This window comes from Methanosarcina baltica (assembly GCF_055394095.1).
Genome location: NZ_AP042463.1, coordinates 281142 through 298130, shown reverse-complemented (window position 1 = coordinate 298130; position 16989 = coordinate 281142). Strand labels below are relative to the sequence as shown.

Here is a 16989-nt window from a genome sequence, read left to right as displayed (position 1 = left end):
GTTCGTGAATTTTCATACACTGTCTTCGGACTGAGCCCTGAAGGTATTAGAAGAGCTCAGGCCCCGGTTCAAACTATTATCGGTTTCTGGCTTCAAACGGTTTCCAGTTTGAACATGGCCCCGGTCCCGTGGAGGCTCAGGAAGACCTTGTCTCCGAATTCCAGGACATGATCCACACTTACGATGTTCTCCCAGTTGTACACGAAATCATAGCTGCCCTGCATGGGCTCAAAGCCCAGGGACATCAGCCGCTGGGTGACTTCGGAGGGGGGCGCGCCGTTACTGCTAAACCAGACTACAAGATAGGTTTTCACAAAATCATCTCCAATATTTTCCTTATAAGATATCACGGCTTGTAAGCATATCAAGATATCTATGTGAACTACCCCCACCTGCCAGCCTTCGGCTGTCGTGTTAAACCGTAGGTTTAACAGGAGTTTCTAATCTTCGATTAGAAACATCGAGAAAGGGGACTTCCCGCCTGAAAGTTAAAGGCAAAGGTTGTGCTTTTCGCCTGGGAACCGGTGGAAAAATAACAAAAAGTTGAAGAAATCAGATAAGGCCACAAAACAGGTCGGAAGTTTTTAAGGAAAAGCATAAAATAAGAATAAAAAAGTTTCGAGCCCGGCCTTTCGGCCAGGTCGAAGGTTTCAGGCAATTTTACCCAATTAAGTCAAAAGTTATTTCGGTTTTTCCTTGATTCAAAGATTTTCTTTCAGGGACTCAAGGGTCTTTTGTACCATGGACCTGTAGGCTTTCATGTCCGCTGCATAGTGCTCTTTTGCAAGCTTTGCGTTGGGATTGGAAGCCGGGTTTTCGGGTTCGATATTTTCGAGTTCCTTTATCCTGTCCAGGGTCTGTTTTGCGGTATCGAGCACCCAGAGGTCCCGGGTCTGCGCATCCACGGGCTGAATGGACTCTGCCCGAATCGAGGTAAGGACGTTTCCTTCATCGGTTGTGTAGGTACTGGCTTTCCCCACGACAGCAACAAATGCAGGCAGTTCGCATTCCGCAAGGAACTGGGCGGCTTCGGGCTGGTACTGGCCCGCGTAGACCAGGAAAGAACCTGTCGGGTCGGAGACCCGGCCCCTCCAGTACTCGGAGTCCGTGCCTATGTCTTCCTTTTCGATCAGGGTCCCCACCAGGAAGACCCGGTTAACCCTGGCCCCGGTAGGGGTCAGGAGGTATTGAGGCGCGTACTGGTCGCTTTCGTCCCTTGAAGTCAGGTCCGAATCTCTCAGTTCCTGAGAAAAGAGCCTTTTTGCAACTTCTCTGAAATAGCCGGCCATTTATTCCACCTCCAGTTCCGCAATCATTTCTTCAAGCAGGTCCCCGCCCAGTTCAGAGTCCTGTTCTATGGAATCCACCAGGACATAACGCTCTACTTTCGGGCCGTTTACGGTGTAGTACCTGCCTATAAGCTTCTGCTTAAGCCGGTCAAGGACAACTCCGGGATCCAGGGCCTCGGCAGCCATTGCAATGGCGTCGTCCAGAGAGATGCCGACTGTCTTTTCGGTAAGTTCCCGATTAATCAGGGCTTCCTGAGTGGAAATCCCGTTGTCCAGGACAGCCTTGATCCGGAGGTCGTACTCTCCCTTTACCTTCCCGTGTTCCGCACAGGCTCCTTTCACAAGGGCCCGCTTGCATTCGGGACAGCGTTTGATCAGGCCTGAACCGGTCTGGATGTCCACCATTGCCCCCGAATAGGAGGAAGTGAAGGTCCCGACTTCTATATCCTCGTCAAGCTCCTCGATGGAACTTGCTTTGTTAAGCTGAAGCGAATACCTGCCGTTCCACTCTTTTACGACAGTATTGCTCAGGAGGTAGCATTTCCCCTCTTCCATATCAGGCAGTTCGGCACTTGCCCAGTTGGTAAACTTGACAGCTCCTGTCTCGTCCCCGATAAGCCCTACCTGTTCAATGGACTCGTGGGTATTTTCCCAGAGCTGGACAATTTTTCCCCTGACCGTAACCCACTGGTTGTCCTGTGCAAGCTCCCCGATGTTCCGGAGTTCGGACTCCATTTCTCCCGGGGTGAAATCCCCTCCCCCAACTTCTACTTCTTCATCGAGTTTTTCTATGGAACTGCTGCTGTTGAGCTCAACACTTAACCTTCCGTTGTACTCGCTGATCAAAACGCTCTTTAAAAGGTAGCTTTCCCCCTGCTCAAGTTCCGGCAGTTCGGCTTTCTGCCATTTAGTAAACTTTATAATCCCGGTCTCGTCCCCCACAAGCCCTACCTGGGCTATGGACTCATGGGATTTCTCCCAGAGTTGAGTGACCTTCACCTTCACGTCAGTCCATTGCCCGGCTTCGGAGATGTCTGCAACCTTGCTGAGATGAGGCTCCGCCTGCCGGGCGTAAAGCTCATTTTTAGGAATGGAATACTTCTTCAAAAAGTAGTTGACAACGCTGCGCTGTGCCTCGTTTTCAGGTACTTTGAAATTCGTAATCAGTTCGGCCAATCTGTCCTCGATGTCCTCAACGGGCACATCAACGCCAAGCTTAAAAAAGCGGTCCTTTATGGATTCTGCAATCTGTTTCATGTGATTTACCTCAAGCCTCTTGTTTTTTTTCTTATAGAGAGGCAGTTTAGTGTATTGTTCTGGAAGTATATATAGTTATTAAGTGCGGTGAAAGTATTGGGGAAAACCTGTCATTATTCGGAGAAACCCTTTGCAGGAAGCTGGAAAAAAGAGAACGGAAAAAAGAGAACGGAAAAAGTACCGGTAAAAAAGGAACCGGAAAAAGTACCGGTAAAAAGCACCTGAAAAAATCACCTGTGCAGGATATCCGCGACCTGCTTTGAGGCGTCTCCTTCTCCTATGACGGTCACGATGTCGTCGTATTCCAGCACAAGGCTGCCGTGGGCTATGATGGACTCGTTTTCCCGTTGCACCATTACAAGGAGACTTTTTTCCGGGAAGGTGATTTCCTTGATGGCCTTTCCTATGATCTTCGGGTTGGTGACCCTGACCTCCATCATGTCGCCTCCGCCTCCTACCTCGCACATGGAGAAGAGGTGAGGCCTTCCTATCATGTTGTCAAGCACGACGGCTGTGGTCATGGCGGGGCTCATGGAGCGGATCCCGAGGTCCCAGAAGGCCTGTAGGTTCTCAATATCGTTGACGCGGGCCACGAGCTGGTCCCCTCTGAACCCGAAACTGGTCTTTGCGATCTGGCAGAAGAGCAGGTTCGTGTTGTCCTGGTTTGTGGTTGCGACCACGTACTTTGCGTTTTCTATTCCCGCTTTTTTCAGGATGTTCACATTTCCGGCATCTCCGTGCACGGTCCGTATCCCGAGATCCATGCATTTCTTGCAGTTTTCCTCGGAAATGTCCACAGCAACCACGTTTTCTCCTCGCCGGTCAAAACGCTCGGCAAGAATTCGGCCTACTTTTCCTCCACCAATAATCAGTATTTCCATAGGGATTATCTCCAGTAGTTCCGCGACTTTCTTTGAAAAACCGCCGGAAAGTACCACGGTAATGATAACTGTTAAAAAGACCAGACCCACAAGCGTCTGCCCGCCCGGAATGTTCAGCCCGTCGAGTTTGAGCGCAAAATAGGTCGCAATCGAGGTCGGTACAACTCCTCTCGGCCCCACAAATGAGATAAAGAGTTTCTCGTTCCTGCTCATGCGCGAGTTCCACATAGAGACAAAGACCGATATGGGCCGGACCAGGAAGACCAGGAGCAGCACGAGCACAATGCCAATTCCCCCAATATTCAAGATGTCCTCAAACCTGAGCATTGCCGCAAGCAGGATGAAGAGCAGGGAAAGCAGCACGGTCACAATGTCGCCTTTGAACTCCTTGACCGCCTCCTTATGAGGGAATTCCGAAGTCCCGAGAATGATCCCGAAGACCGCCACCGCCAGGATCCCGGATTCGTTCCCGAGCATTTCGGAAACCACGTAACAGGCAAAGACCGAAGTCAGGGTAACAAGTCTTGCGGTCTGTTTGCTGATGACCTCTCCTCCGGTAAAGAAGCGGCGAAGGGTATACCCGCTAATAGCCCCGACAATGAAACCTATCCCGAGCCTGTAGAGAATAAATAGCAATGCATCGACCCCGGAAAGTTCGGAAGCAATCCACTCGAAAACCATGGCTGCCAGGATCACGCTCGCGGCGTCGTTGAGTATCCCTTCAAGTTCCAGGATCTTGCTGACCTTATGGCTGACCTGGATATGCCGGACGATGGGGGTGATGACGGTCGGGCCTGTTGCTGTTACCAGGGCCCCGAAAAGGGCCGCAAGCTCCAGGGGAATATCGATCAGGCGGCTTGTAAGGGCGGTGACCCCGAGAAAGGTTATAAGCACCCCTATCGTGGTCAGTTTCAGCACGCTGTCCTGGATCATCCTGACCTGTTTCAGGTCGATGTGCAGCCCGCCGTCAAAGACAATGATGGCAACGGAAATCGCGACTATGGCGCTCAGCCCCCCCGCATAGATGGCAGGGTCAAGCAGGTTCAGGACTTCGGGGCCCGCGATGATTCCTTCGATCAAGAGAAAGATGATGAAGGGGACCTTAAAGTAACGGCTGAGGGCCTGTGCCAGCAGAGACATGACAAGCACGGCAACCACCAGCCCGAGCAAGAATATAGTATCAACCATTGAACACCCTGATAAAAATGAATTTTATTATTGAAACATCTTTAGCAAAAACTTTCGGGAAGCCCGACTCTTTTTAAAACTTTGCCCACGTTCAAAATTTCCGCCGGACATCTGCGAAAAGGAACTGGGTCTGTTTCCCGGAAGCCAGATATTATATTACAGTATACCGGGCTATTTTTATATAAATTTGCTTCTCCTTCACTATTTTCAGATTTGAAACCTTGCTTTCCCTTGCCTTCTCTGACCAGATCTTTAGAGGGCAGCTTTTATTATAATCCGGCACAAATATATTTCTGCAAATAGATTTCCGGAAACATTTCCGGACCCTTATCCTGTTTTTTCCAAGGGGATTTTATGACAAAAGCGACATGGAATGGAAAGGTACTTGCAGAGAGCAATAACACAAAACTGATCGAAGGCAACGTTTATTTCCCGCCCGATTCCGTAAACATGGAATACTTTAAGGAAAGCAGCAACGAAACCCACACGACCTGCCCCTGGAAAGGGAAAGCCGATTATTGTGATATTGTAGTTAAAGAAGAGGTTAATAAAGACGCTGCCTGGCACTATCCGGAACCCAAACCTGCGGCAGAGGAAATCAAAAATTATGTGGCTTTCTGGAAAGGGGTGGAAGTAAAATAATAAGAAAAGATCACCCCAAGGATCACCCGCAGGCCCACTCACTCTTTTATTTTTTCAGGTAGGCCGGGGTCAGCTTGCGTTCCATTACTGAAAAGGAAAAGTCCAGGAAAAGTGCGATTCCTATAACCGGTAGGGTCCCTGCCAGGATTTTTGTGGTATTGAAGTTGGTCAATCCTTCAAAAATCATTGATCCCAGCCCTCCTCCTCCGATAAGAGCAGTCAGGACGGCCACGCTGTTGGCAAGGATTGCCGCAAACTTGAGCCCCGCAAAGATGGCGGGGTAGGCGTTAGGGAGCCTGACGTGGCGTACTATCTGAAAATCGCTTAACCCTATCCCTTTTGCGGAATCTATGAGCCCAGGGTCCACGTTGAAAAGCCCTATATAGGTGTTCTTAACAATCGGGAGCAGCACCCTGAGCATTATGGCAATCACCGCCGGGGTAAAGCCGATTCCCATAAAGGGGACGACGACTGCAACCACCGCAAAACTCGGGACCGCCTGCACCAGGTTTGAAAATTTCATAACGGCGGAAGCCATCCTTTTACTGTAGAGGGAAAAAAATATCAAAGGGACCGATACCGCAACTCCCGCAAAAAGAGCCGTGTAGGCCAGGAGAAGGTGGTCGAGGGTAGAGGCCAGGATTTCAGCTGTAATTACCATGTCCCGTACCTCGCCTTCAGGTAGTTTTCAAGCAGCCCGGCTCCTCCGTCCAGCAGCACCGCAAGGAAGCCCACCCAGGCCCCAGTAACCAGGATCGTGCCCATGTCGTAGAGCTGAATCCCGTTCTGGAGGGCAGCGCCCAGGCCTCCGGCCGCAATCAGCCCGCCAAGAGTTACGACTCCCATGGTAAACACCACGGCTATTCTGACCCCGCCCGCAATCAGGGGGAGCGCCAGGGGAAAACGGACTCTCAAAAGAATTTCCCGCTCCGTCAGCCCCAGGGCCTCGGCAACCTCGACGTATTCCCTCCCCACATTCGAAAGTCCGGCATGGGTATTCCGGGCAACCGGGAGAATGGAATAAAGAACCGAAGCCGCAACCGTAGGTCCTCCTCCAATCCCGAAAATGGGCAACAATAGCACCAGGAGAGCAACATCGGGCACGGTTTCAAGGACGTTTAGCCCGTTTAAAACCGGGCCCGCAAGCCGGGGGCTCCGGTAGGTCAGGGCTCCGATCAGCACCCCTACCAGGACCGAAAGGGAAAGAGCCAGCGCAAACATGTAGAGGTGCTCAAGCGTACGCAGCCAGAGCAACTGGACGGCCCAGACCCTCAGAACTTCCCCTAAAATTGTATTCGTAGAATCACCACCTCAACAAACTTGAGATCAAATTAGACAAGATCAGATCAGATCCAGAAGCAACCTGTCCGGAAACAGGATTCCTGCGGGACTGTGCCCTTCCAGCACAAGGGCCAGAGGAGGAGAAGTGAAAGTATCCCGTCCTATTTTTCCCACATTTTCCATTCTTCTCCCTTCCTTGAGTTCCGCCAGGGCCTCGTAAAGCGGGGTCTCCGAGTCGAAAACGTAGAGAGGCTCCGCACAGTCCTTTGCATTCAGGCCTTTTCCCTCCGCCTTTGCCTGCAGGAGAGCGTTTACGGAGACCCGGCCCGCGATTGCGGAGTTTTCGAAGACCAGGGCTATTTCAAGCCTGTCCTTTGACATTTTTTCAAGGGCTTCCTCCACGGAAAGCCCTTCCTCAAGAATATACCCCGGCTCAAGGGGCTGCATCAGGTCCCTGACCTTCAGGGCCTCGATATGCCTGTACCTGCGTTTAGAATCCACAATTTCCGCCACAAACTCATTTGCGGGAGCAAAAATCAGTTCCTCGGGGGTCCCGACCTGTACAAGCCTGGCGGAGTCCATAATCCCCACCCTGTCCCCCAGCTTGAAGGCCTCGTTGATGTCGTGGGTTATGAACAGAATTGTCTTTCCAAGTTCCTTTTTTATTTTGCAGAACTCGTCCTGGAGCTGGCCCCGGAGCATGGGGTCAAGAGCCCCGAAAGGCTCGTCCATTAAAAGGAGAGGTGGGTCGAGGGCAAGAGCTCTCGCAAGCCCGACCCGCTGTTGCTGGCCTCCGCTCAACTGGTGTGGGTAGCGGTCCATGAAACTTTCCGGGGGTAGGGATACGAAGTCCAGAAGTTCCCGGACCCTTTCCCGGATTTTTTCTTTGCTCCAGCCCTCCAGTTTCAGGACAAGCCCGATGTTTTCCGATATCTTCAGGTGGGGCAAAAGCCCTATGTTCTGGATCACGTAGCCTATATTTCGCCTGAGCCGGACCGGGTCAAAGCCTGAAACATCCGTCCCGTTGATAAGGACCTGGCCGGAATCGGGGTCTATCAGGCGGTTAATCATCCGGAGAGCCGTGGTTTTCCCGGAGCCGCTAGGCCCGATCAGGATCAAAAGTTCCCCTCCCCTGATTTCCAGTTCCAGCTCTTTTAAGGCAAAATGGTTCCCGTACTTTTTCGTGACCTTTTCCAGCCTGACCGAGTCGATCCTGTCAAACAGTTTTTCGAATTTCATTTTGAAATGAGGCCCTCTTCCAGCAGAAAGCCCCTGGCAATATCCCGGGCTTCCCTTTTGTCGATGTCGTACTCGGAGTTTAAGGCCCGCATCCTGTCCGAATCAAGCCTGTTATCGAGTTCCGCAAGGATCTCCATGATTTCAGGGTTGTCGGTGGCGAATTTTTCGGAGACAAGGACAACGGCATCGTAGGGTGGAAGCGCATCTTGATCGTCTTCGAGCACCGTCAGGCCATAGAGGTCGTTGCGCGTATCTGTTGTGTAGGCACTCACCGCGTCCACCTGCCGGTTTTCGATGGCCTTATACATGATACCCGGGACCATTGAATTGAATTTTTTGAACTTAAAGCCATAGACCCGCTCAATCTGGGGCAGCCCGTCTTCCCTTGTGGCAAACTCGGGGTCTGTTCCTATGACCATTTCCGGAGCATAAGGGGCAAGGCCACTGATTGTCGTGACCCCTTTTTCCTCGGCCCAGGCCCTTTCCACCGCAATGGCGTATGCGTCCTCAAACCCGAGCCGGGCCGCAATCACGACCCCGTCCCTTTCAAGCATTCCCTGTTCGGACTCCTCGTAAACAATTTCGGGATCCCATTCCTCAAGGGCTGGCTTTTTCAGTATCTGGCTGTAGATGGTGCCCGTGTACTCCACATAAGAATGGACATCCCCTCCTTTCAGAGCCTCGTAATTTACAAGCGTGCCCCCCAGGTTTTCCATGACATCCGTCTCATACCCGTGCTCTTCGAGCAGCAGTGAGATCATGTGGGCGGTGATATACGATTCCTGAAATAATTTACTTCCGATGACTATCGTTTCCTCATTGCCTTCATCTTCGGAAACGTCTTCTGCACAGCCACTTACAAGGAGTGAAGCGATGAGCATTAAAACTAGCAGACAGCGTAACTTCGTTTAAATTCCCCCTCCTTATTAATATCGTAAACCTTGAGACTCCCCTTCGATCCACGGGTTTACTCAATTAATTGCCATCCCCTTAATTTTATAATTTTCTTTTCAAATTTCTAAAAATATTAAATTGGTTTCCCCTCAGAGTCTTTTTCCTCAAAAGCTCCGGGAATGGAGAAAGCTCCATCCATAAAACCTCCGAAATACCGAAAGTCTCCAGCTTTTCCCGGTCCGGTTTGCGCCCGGAAGAAAACATGGCCGTTTGAATTATATGCTTTGTTGCTCTTATGGGCCCCCATGGATTTCCTCTTAATCTTTCTATTCCTGTTGAGCCTTTTTATGATAAGTCGGGGCTCGGAATGGTTTGTGGAATCAGCCGTTTCGATCTCGAACAAGAGCGGGATTCCCAAAGTAATCATAGGGGCCACCATCGTCAGCTTTGCGACGACAGCCCCCGAATTCGCAGTATCCGCAACGGCGGCCTATATCGGGCATACCGACATGACAATAGGAAACGCCGTGGGCTCCGCAATCTGTAACATAGGGCTCGTGCTGGGCTCGGTTATTGCGGTAAAAGCCATTCCTGTCAGGGACGAGACCTTTCTTCTTAAAAGTGGAATGATGCTTTTATCCGGAATTCTCCTCATCCTTATGAGCCGGGACGGGGTTCTCACCTGGGCCGAAGGGCTTGTCCTGCTCCTGGTCTTTGTCGCATTCCTTTACCAGGCCTACAGGGCCCAGTACAAACTTTTCGGAAATAATAGGGAAAGTTCGGAAAAGTGCAGCCTGATGGATATGAAAAAAGACATTGCCTTCTTTGTCGCAGGCTCGCTCTCGGTCGTTATAGGCAGCCGCATCCTTGTGGACTCCGGGATACAGATCGCGGAATGGCTCGGGGTCCCCGAGGTAATTATTGCCCTTACCGTAGTCGCTATAGGGACCTCTCTTCCCGAACTCGTAACTGCTATCACCTCCATGAAAAAAGGGCACCAGGACCTGGCCATAGGAAACATTATCGGGGCAAATACTATGGACATCGCCATGGTCCTCGGGTTCTCTTCCCAGATCCGAGAACTCCCTGTCTCGGCCCAGCTAAACGGCTACGATTTTCCCTTCATGCTCCTCATCATGATCGCTTTCGTATTTTTCGGGTTTACCGGGAAAAAACTGGAAAGGTGGGAAGGGCTTGTAATGCTCGCGGCTTATTTTGCCTACGTGGGTGGACTTTTTACCCTTTACGGGTGAACTCCGCACTTCTAAATATATACAATTTTATATAATTATATATAAATTTGTATATTTAGGTAAGAAAGTATCATCTTTCTCGTTTAATTTTTTAGCACATTAATTTGGGATTTATTAAATCGCCACTGTGCTATATACAAAGGTTTTTCCAAATTACCTTCATAGTCCGTGCAAGACAAATTAAGTTCTTTTTTAGCTATATTTATGGCACTGTTGATGTCTCTATATAACATTGTACCACATGACTTGCATGTGAATGTTCTTATGGCTGGAGCTTTCGCTTCCAAATCGCCACAAATACAACATTCCTTAGTGGTATGGTATTCATCGACTTTTATAAAAGTTTTACCACTTTTTTCAGCCACCCATTTAACAACGCTCCTTAAAGTTCCAATATGTGTGTTGTTTAACATGCTTCTTCTCATGTTTTTAAATGGGGTTACTTCAGTGGAAGGCGTATAATCTCCAATTAGAATTTTATCATAATACTTACAAAGATAATTTGCTATTGTGAACATTGCCAACTTTATTTGTTCTCGTCTGGTATGCTCTGCTCTTTTTAAAGCATTATTATAATTTGACCATTTTCTACTCGGCTGCCAGTACCCTTTTCTCCCTTCCAGTGGGACAAAAATTGATCTTCTTTTGCAATTATCTCGTTTTGATTTCAATTCATCAATTTTTTCATCCCAAAATTTAACTTCATTCAACTTTTGAAATTCAATACTTTCTCCTTTATAATCATAACCAACAAACAAATTTTTATGATTTGGGTCAAGAGAGATCCATTTTTCCCCCGGTTTGGTTTGTTTTTTAGGTTCAATTATTGTGAAAACTGCATAGAATTTCCTGTTTTCTTTTATCAATCTGAAAGTTTTTATTTCACCTTTGTTATTCAATTTCTTATTTAAAATCCCTATAACTTTCATCTGTTTTCTGTCTTCGTTTTTCCCTAAACTGATAGTTATATTTCTTTCATCAATTTTCCAACCTTTTTTGGGTTCTTCGTACTCAAGTGAAAACGTATCTATTCAGGGTAAGGGTGGCACATTTTCAATCGCCGCATGAAGTGAACTTATAGTAGGTATATTATTCTTTATTAGTGTAGATATGTATCCCCTAATTCTAAAGAAAACATCTGCTCCATGGGGTTTCCTAAAATCTCCCGATATTTTTTGCTGAACTGTTATCATTCTGAGATCTCTTTCTGCTTGGTTGTTACTGAAAGGAACTCTTAGATCCGTAGCAAACCTCAAGATTTCTTTTTCATACTTTGAAAGTCTATCAAGGAGATTTTTTGCATCGCTCTGCGCTTTTCTTCCTCTTTTAACCCCATTGTCTTTCGAGATTTCAGGTGGAGGATTGTCCTCAAATCCTTTCATTAGTATTGACTGATACTTTTCTTTAAAGGTCTTGAGCGTATCTTCATCTATTTGTATGCCCTGTTTTCTGGCAAAGTCTGCGCATTTTTTAATTTCATATAGGAGATCAGACATCTCCTCAGCCCACACTTGCTTGAATATGTTATAAATGTCTTTAAGTTCTCTTTGAATGTGGACATTACATGCCGCATGTTCACATTTGTATTTAAAATAGGGTTTCCAGAAATCGTGGACTATAATTCCTCTATATTTAGGCAACACTCCCATTTTATTCATTGCTTTTGATCCTCGACTCCTATTATGGAAATAGTATGTATATTTTTTTGTAGAGATTAAATGGCAGTATTCCCCTTGACCACCAACGTCGATTCCAGTTTCATCACCATGGATGACATTTTCTTTTATCAGTTGCTTCTTGATGTGGTTTGTAGCACCTTTCAACTTGTGAAATAACTTATTTTCTGCCCTAATTATTGTACCAACGCTTATATCAAATCCAAAGGCATCTTTAAATAATTTCTTGATTCGGTCATAGGGAATCAATTGGTAGTTTCGGAGGTAAATTGCAATTGTTAAAACCATATTGCCATATTGGACAGGTTTTGTAATTGATTTCGGAAAAGCAGCTTTGTTTTTGCGGTTACAATAAGGACATTTTTTGATCTCAGCACGATGTTCGGTCACTTTACGCCTTACAATTATTTCAAATTCTTGTCTCTTCTCGTAATTTATAACTTCAATCTTCTCAATGTTACAACCACAATGTTCACATTTATGTAGCTTATAAATGATTGTTTTATCAGGATTTTTAATCATCCTTAATGTAGAACCAGGATGCCCTTTTTGGCCGCCAGGACGTCTAAAACTTCCTTTTTGTGAACCTTTTGATTGAGGTATTTTATCAGTAGAATTGTTAGTAGAGGGAAGTCGATTTCTTTTTTGGTTTTGGTTATTCTTTTTTAGGCGAGATTCTAACTCATTAAGTCTTTCTCGAAGTTCGGTGTTTTCGGATTCAAGATTTTCATATCGAGATTCAAGCTCTTCGTGTCGAGATCCAAGATCTTCATACCGAGATTCAAGCTCTTCGTGTCGAGATCCAAGATCTTCATACCGAGATCCAAGATCTTCATACCGAGATCCAAGATCTTCATACCGAGACTCAAGATCCTCAATATATGAAACAATGGATTCAGGGTCTGAACGGCATTGAGTAAGAATCTCTTCACATTTCATAAACCTCATTCCAAAATCCGATGATTTTTATATTAATCTATATGAAAAAAGTAATTGTTGAGTTTATACGAAATATAAGTTAGAAACAGAGGTAGCTGAATAGATACGTGAAAACCAATGTTTTTTCCAACTTCTATAATGGGGGTGTGCAACATCTTCCCTTTCAAAGTAAAATCTATAAGCACCTGCTAACCTTAAAGCCACATTTTTTAGTACAGATGAATGCACAGTTCTCAAAAAAGGATATTTTTCTTTCAATGATGGGACTAAATTTCTCAAGTTATATTTATTTGTTAAATTATTTGCTCCGTTATTATTCTGGTAATCGTTTTCAACTTCATCAAAAAGATAATTATAAAGCCAGTTGCAGATCTTCGATTGTCCATCAAGAACCCTTGTGTCCTCTTCTGAAAACACAACTTCTTGTTTCAAAGAATATGTGACAGTATCTTTATATTTATCTTTAGCTCGGTTTGACATAATAACCCATCATTTAAACATTCTTTCGTTTAATTCAATTATTTGCTTATTTTTATGGCTCTGACTTCCGTATAATTTAGCTGAAAAAACGGTAATTATTGTAAGAACGTCTTCGACTAATTCTTCTTCGTATGTTGTTTCTTCTGTTTGGTTAATTATTTCTATTTTCACTCCATTCGATTTGCACAATTCTTCAAATATTTCAAAAGCAAATCTCAGTAATCTATCTTTATAATTTCAGCTGCTTCTTTTATAGAAAGTAGCCTTTATATCACCAATATCATATATATTTAATAATATTATATATAATTATTTATATATCCCATTTCAGTTACGACCCCCTCCCTTTTTTTGATAAATAATCAGGCATATATTCCTATATACCAGATGTGGCCGGAAAAAGGCTTCCTGTAGCTATGATGACAATGTATAAATTTAAAAAAGATATAATGTACCTCTATGAAAGCGATCATTCTTGCCGCCGGAGAAGGTTTGCGCTGCAGGCCGCTCACCCTCACCCGCTCGAAGGTGATGCTCCCGGTCGCGAATAAACCGATTCTGGAGCATGTTGTAAGAGCCCTTGCGGCAAATGGAATTAAGGACATTGTCCTGATAGTCGGTTATGAGAAAGAACGCATAATGGATTATTTTGAGGATGGACTGACCTTCGGGGTTAACATAACATATGTGGACCAGAAAGCTCAGCTCGGGACGGCCCATGCCGTGAAACGGGCCGAAACCCTTATAGGTTCCGAAGATTCCGAATTCCTGGTCTTAAACGGGGACAACCTTATCGAAACCCGGACCATTACCGACCTCCTGGAAAACAGGAACGGAGATGTCACCCTTCTGACGGTTAAAATGGAAGACCCCGAAGGCTACGGCGTGGTCCTGACAGAAGGTAAAAAGGTTTTGAAGATCCTGGAGAAGAAGCCCGGGAAGGAAAGTAATATTGTGAATACCGGGATCTATGTGTTCACGCCCTCTATTTTTGAATGCATTGAAAGCACCCCCATTTCGGAATATGGGGAATACGCAATAACCGACACCCTTCAACTTATGATCGATAACGGAAAGAAAGTCTCCGCCGTTCCAACCGAAGCAAAATGGATGGATGCGGCCTTTGCCTGGGATCTTTTGAAGGCCAACGCCAGTTTTCTGAATACGGCTTCCGAATTGAAAATAGAAGGCCGGGTCGAAGACGGGGTTGTCCTTAAAGGAAAGGTCTCGGTCGGAAAAAACACGAAGATCCGGGCCGGGTGCTATATCGTGGGGCCTGTAATAATAGGAGAAAACTGCGACATCGGGCCCAATGTGGTGGTCCTGCCCTCAACCACGATCGGGGACAATGTCTCGGTCAGGCCCTTTACCGAAATCCGAAACAGCATTATAATGGACGATACCCTGATTTCCACACATTCCCGGGTCACGAACTCGTTGATAGGCAGCAACAACAGCATTGGAGCTTATTTTGACACTGAGGAAAAAGAGGATCTGAAAATAATAATAAACGACGAGCTCCACCCGGCTCCCAGACTCGGGGCGATCCTCGGGGACAGCAATGAGATAGGAGACAGGGTGCTTGTAAAAGCCGGAATGATGATTGCTGTTAACTGCAAGGTTGAGTCCGGAAACACCGTCCACAGGAACCTTTCCCGGGACTCGATAGTGCTTTGAATTTAAAAAACGGAAAACGCGGGGTGAATATAAAATGTGTGGAATTATAGGATATGCGGGAAACAGGCCTGCAGCACCGATCCTTATTGAATCTCTTAAAAAACTCGAGTACCGCGGATACGACTCCGCAGGCATCACGGTGCTTGATGGCAAACTTGAGACCTTTAAAGCGGTGGGAAAGATCGTAAATCTTGAAGCGGAAATTCCGGAGGAACTGGAGGGTTCTATCGGGATAGGACACACCAGGTGGGCTACCCACGGCCGGCCAAGTACGCAAAACTCCCACCCCCATAACTCGGGGGAACCGGCCCGGGTCTCGCTGGTGCACAACGGGATCATTGAAAATTACATGGCGTTAAAAGAGGAACTGGCCGGAGAGGGTTATGTTTTCAAATCCGAAACCGATACCGAGGTAATAGCTCACCTCCTGCACAGAGAACTGTACGGAGACCCTTTCTATTGCGGAGAAAGTAAATACGAGTTTTTGACAGCTCTGCGGCAGGCCCTGGGGAAAATAAAGGGTTCCTATGCGCTTGCTGTGGTTTCCCCGGAGGAGCCGGGAAAACTTTTTGTTGCTCGTAAAGACAGCCCTCTGGTAATCGGGATAGGGGACGGGGAAAACTTTGCGGCATCGGACGTGACGGCATTTCTCGGGCATACGAAGGACGTTATTTACATAAATGACTATGAAACGGCTGTTCTCAGCCCTGGGGAAATACGGGTCTTTGGAAAGGACGGAGAAGTTCTGGAAAAAACCGTGGAAACGGTTGAATGGGACGTTGAGGCCGCGGAAAAAGCCGGATATGAACATTTCATGCTCAAGGAGATTCACGAGCAGGTCCATTCCATCAACAACACGCTGGCGGGCAAGATCCTGGAGCTTGAAGGAGACATCGAGCTTGAAGGTCTTCCTCTGAGTGAGGAGGAGATCAGAAAACTTTCAAAGGTGCAGATCCTGGCCTGCGGGACTTCCTGGCACGCTGGCCTACTCGGAAAATACCTCATTGAACAGCTTGCCGGAATCCATGCCGATGTGGAAATCTGCTCGGAGTACCGCTACAGAAACCCGGTCGTGGAAGGAAATACCCTTGCAATCGCAATCACCCAGTCCGGAGAAACCGCCGACACCCTCGCCGCGATGCGGGGCCTGAAAGCTTATAACTGCCGGACTCTGGCTATCACGAACGTCGTGGGAAGCACCATCACACGGGAAACCGACGGCGTGATCTATACGAGAGCAGGCCCGGAAATCGGGGTCGCCTCCACAAAAGCCTTCACAGCCCAGCTTACTGTGCTCTACCTCCTCGCCGTGAAGTTCGCACTTGTAAGAGGCAAACTCGAACCTGATGCTGTCAAGAACTTTATCAAGGGAATTAAAAAGGTCCCCGGACAGATCCAGCAGGTCCTGGGCCAGAAAGAGGCCATAAAGGAATGCGCCGAGAGTTTTAAGGGGGCCGGAAGCTACTTCTTCCTGGGCCGGCACCTGAATTTCCCGATTGCCCTTGAAGGGGCCCTCAAACTCAAGGAAATCTCCTATATCCACGCGGAAGGATTTGCGGCAGGAGAACTCAAACACGGCCCGATTGCCCTGCTTGAAGAGGGAACGCCTGTCGTTGCAATTGCCACGAAAGGGCAGACCTATGACAAGATCCTTAGCAACATCAAGGAAGTAAAAGCCAGGGACGCAACCGTAATTGCCGTTGCGGACACGGATGATACCGAGATTGAGAAATACGCGGACATGGTGCTGAGAGTCCCTTCCGCAGATGAACTGCTCTCCCCTATCCTGAGCTGTGTCGCACTCCAGTTGCTTGCGTATTATACCGCCCTTGCCCTCGGCCGTTCCATAGACAAACCACGCAACCTCGCAAAAAGTGTGACTGTGGAGTGATTTCAGAATTTTAAGTTATTTACTTTTTAAGTTATTTGAATTTTAATTTATTCAATTAGCAAAGAATGATTCAAATATAATATCAAGGATTTTTGTAACAAGAATGATTATTTAGGGAAATGGAACTATACTTACTCAGCTTTATCGTTTTGAAGTTCTCGATCAAAAATCACAAGCAAGAGGACTTCCAACCACGGAAGGACACGGAAACCGGCCTTTGGCCGGTGAGTAAGTTGGATCTTTATATAATCGGATTCAAAGAATACCCTGGATTCTTGAAAGATGATGAAAAAACGCCAAAGCAACCTTAATTGTCGTCTTCCCCGAGTTTCGCTTCGGGATCACAGGAAATCGAAGATTTCCTGGGAGTTGCGATGAAATCGCAACAGCACGAGGTCCGTT

Annotated in this window: 17 protein-coding genes; 4 read left to right on the top strand and 13 right to left on the bottom strand. The window is 47.0% G+C overall.

Going from position 1 to position 16989, the window contains the following annotated elements; translation table 11 throughout:
• Positions 1-92: 92 nt before the first annotated feature.
• The 4 genes from ACZ5QV_RS01495 to ACZ5QV_RS01480 all read right to left on the bottom strand — a co-directional run bounded on the left by ACZ5QV_RS01495 (position 93) and on the right by ACZ5QV_RS01480 (position 4615).
• Entirely contained in the window at positions 93-314 is a 222-nt protein-coding gene (locus ACZ5QV_RS01495) for a hypothetical protein (RefSeq protein WP_464600905.1), read from the bottom strand.
• 387 nt (positions 315-701) lie between these two features.
• Entirely contained in the window at positions 702-1289 is a 588-nt protein-coding gene (locus tag ACZ5QV_RS01490; RefSeq protein WP_464600904.1) for an RPA family protein, read from the bottom strand.
• Positions 1290-2546 (bottom strand): replication protein A, encoded by a 1257-nt coding sequence (locus ACZ5QV_RS01485; protein ID WP_464600903.1) that lies wholly within the window; start codon positions 2544-2546, stop codon positions 1290-1292.
• 230 nt (positions 2547-2776) lie between these two features.
• Positions 2777-4615, bottom strand: coding sequence for a cation:proton antiporter domain-containing protein (locus ACZ5QV_RS01480; protein ID WP_464600902.1), 1839 nt, complete (start codon positions 4613-4615; stop codon positions 2777-2779).
• A gap of 354 nt (positions 4616-4969) precedes the next feature.
• On the opposite strand from ACZ5QV_RS01480, the gene ACZ5QV_RS01475 reads away from it, so the two are divergent.
• Entirely contained in the window at positions 4970-5257 is a 288-nt protein-coding gene (locus ACZ5QV_RS01475) for a DUF427 domain-containing protein (RefSeq protein WP_464600901.1), read from the top strand.
• Positions 5258-5303: 46 nt separating this feature from the next.
• Here ACZ5QV_RS01475 and ACZ5QV_RS01470 read toward each other — a convergent pair whose 3' ends face one another.
• The 5 genes from ACZ5QV_RS01470 to ACZ5QV_RS01450 form a co-directional block, all read right to left on the bottom strand.
• Positions 5304-5918 carry an ABC transporter permease gene (locus tag ACZ5QV_RS01470; protein WP_464600900.1) on the bottom strand — a complete coding sequence of 205 codons (615 nt, stop codon included), beginning with the start codon at positions 5916-5918 and terminating at the stop codon, positions 5304-5306.
• Complete coding sequence (locus ACZ5QV_RS01465; protein WP_464600899.1) at positions 5912-6511, bottom strand: ABC transporter permease; 600 nt, start codon at positions 6509-6511, stop codon at positions 5912-5914. Before ACZ5QV_RS01465 ends, ACZ5QV_RS01470 begins: the two co-directional genes overlap by 7 nt.
• Positions 6512-6598: 87 nt before the next feature.
• On the bottom strand, positions 6599-7777 hold the full coding sequence (locus ACZ5QV_RS01460) for an ABC transporter ATP-binding protein (RefSeq protein ID WP_464600898.1): 1179 nt from the start codon (positions 7775-7777) through the stop codon (positions 6599-6601).
• Entirely contained in the window at positions 7774-8658 is an 885-nt protein-coding gene (locus ACZ5QV_RS01455) for a glycine betaine ABC transporter substrate-binding protein (RefSeq protein ID WP_464600897.1), read from the bottom strand. Before ACZ5QV_RS01455 ends, ACZ5QV_RS01460 begins: the two co-directional genes overlap by 4 nt.
• Before the next feature lie 146 nt (positions 8659-8804).
• Positions 8805-8978, bottom strand: a complete 174-nt coding sequence (locus ACZ5QV_RS01450) for a hypothetical protein (protein ID WP_464600896.1) — start codon at positions 8976-8978, stop codon at positions 8805-8807.
• Positions 8979-9018: 40 nt separating this feature from the next.
• On the opposite strand from ACZ5QV_RS01450, the gene ACZ5QV_RS01445 reads away from it, so the two are divergent.
• Entirely contained in the window at positions 9019-9924 is a 906-nt protein-coding gene (locus tag ACZ5QV_RS01445; RefSeq protein ID WP_464600895.1) for a calcium/sodium antiporter, read from the top strand.
• An 83-nt stretch (positions 9925-10007) separates the two neighbouring features.
• On the opposite strand, the gene ACZ5QV_RS01440 is transcribed toward ACZ5QV_RS01445, so the two are convergent.
• The 4 genes from ACZ5QV_RS01440 to ACZ5QV_RS01425 all read right to left on the bottom strand — a co-directional run bounded on the left by ACZ5QV_RS01440 (position 10008) and on the right by ACZ5QV_RS01425 (position 13190).
• Positions 10008-10892 carry an RNA-guided endonuclease InsQ/TnpB family protein gene (locus tag ACZ5QV_RS01440; protein WP_464602139.1) on the bottom strand — a complete coding sequence of 295 codons (885 nt, stop codon included), beginning with the start codon at positions 10890-10892 and terminating at the stop codon, positions 10008-10010.
• A gap of 63 nt (positions 10893-10955) precedes the next feature.
• Positions 10956-12539: an IS66 family transposase gene (gene tnpC, locus ACZ5QV_RS01435; protein WP_464600643.1), complete on the bottom strand. Its 1584-nt coding sequence runs from the start codon at positions 12537-12539 to the stop codon at positions 10956-10958.
• Positions 12540-12602: 63 nt separating this feature from the next.
• Positions 12603-13019, bottom strand: a complete 417-nt coding sequence (locus ACZ5QV_RS01430) for a hypothetical protein (protein WP_464600894.1) — start codon at positions 13017-13019, stop codon at positions 12603-12605.
• Between the two features lie 9 nt (positions 13020-13028).
• Complete coding sequence (locus ACZ5QV_RS01425) at positions 13029-13190, bottom strand: hypothetical protein (protein WP_464600893.1); 162 nt, start codon at positions 13188-13190, stop codon at positions 13029-13031.
• A 288-nt stretch (positions 13191-13478) separates the two neighbouring features.
• Between ACZ5QV_RS01425 and glmU the strand changes: the two genes are divergently transcribed.
• Complete coding sequence (glmU, locus tag ACZ5QV_RS01420) at positions 13479-14696, top strand: bifunctional sugar-1-phosphate nucleotidylyltransferase/acetyltransferase (RefSeq protein WP_464600892.1); 1218 nt, start codon at positions 13479-13481, stop codon at positions 14694-14696.
• 34 nt (positions 14697-14730) lie between these two features.
• Entirely contained in the window at positions 14731-16587 is a 1857-nt protein-coding gene (glmS, locus tag ACZ5QV_RS01415) for a glutamine--fructose-6-phosphate transaminase (isomerizing) (protein WP_464600891.1), read from the top strand.
• Positions 16588-16989 lie beyond the last annotated feature (402 nt).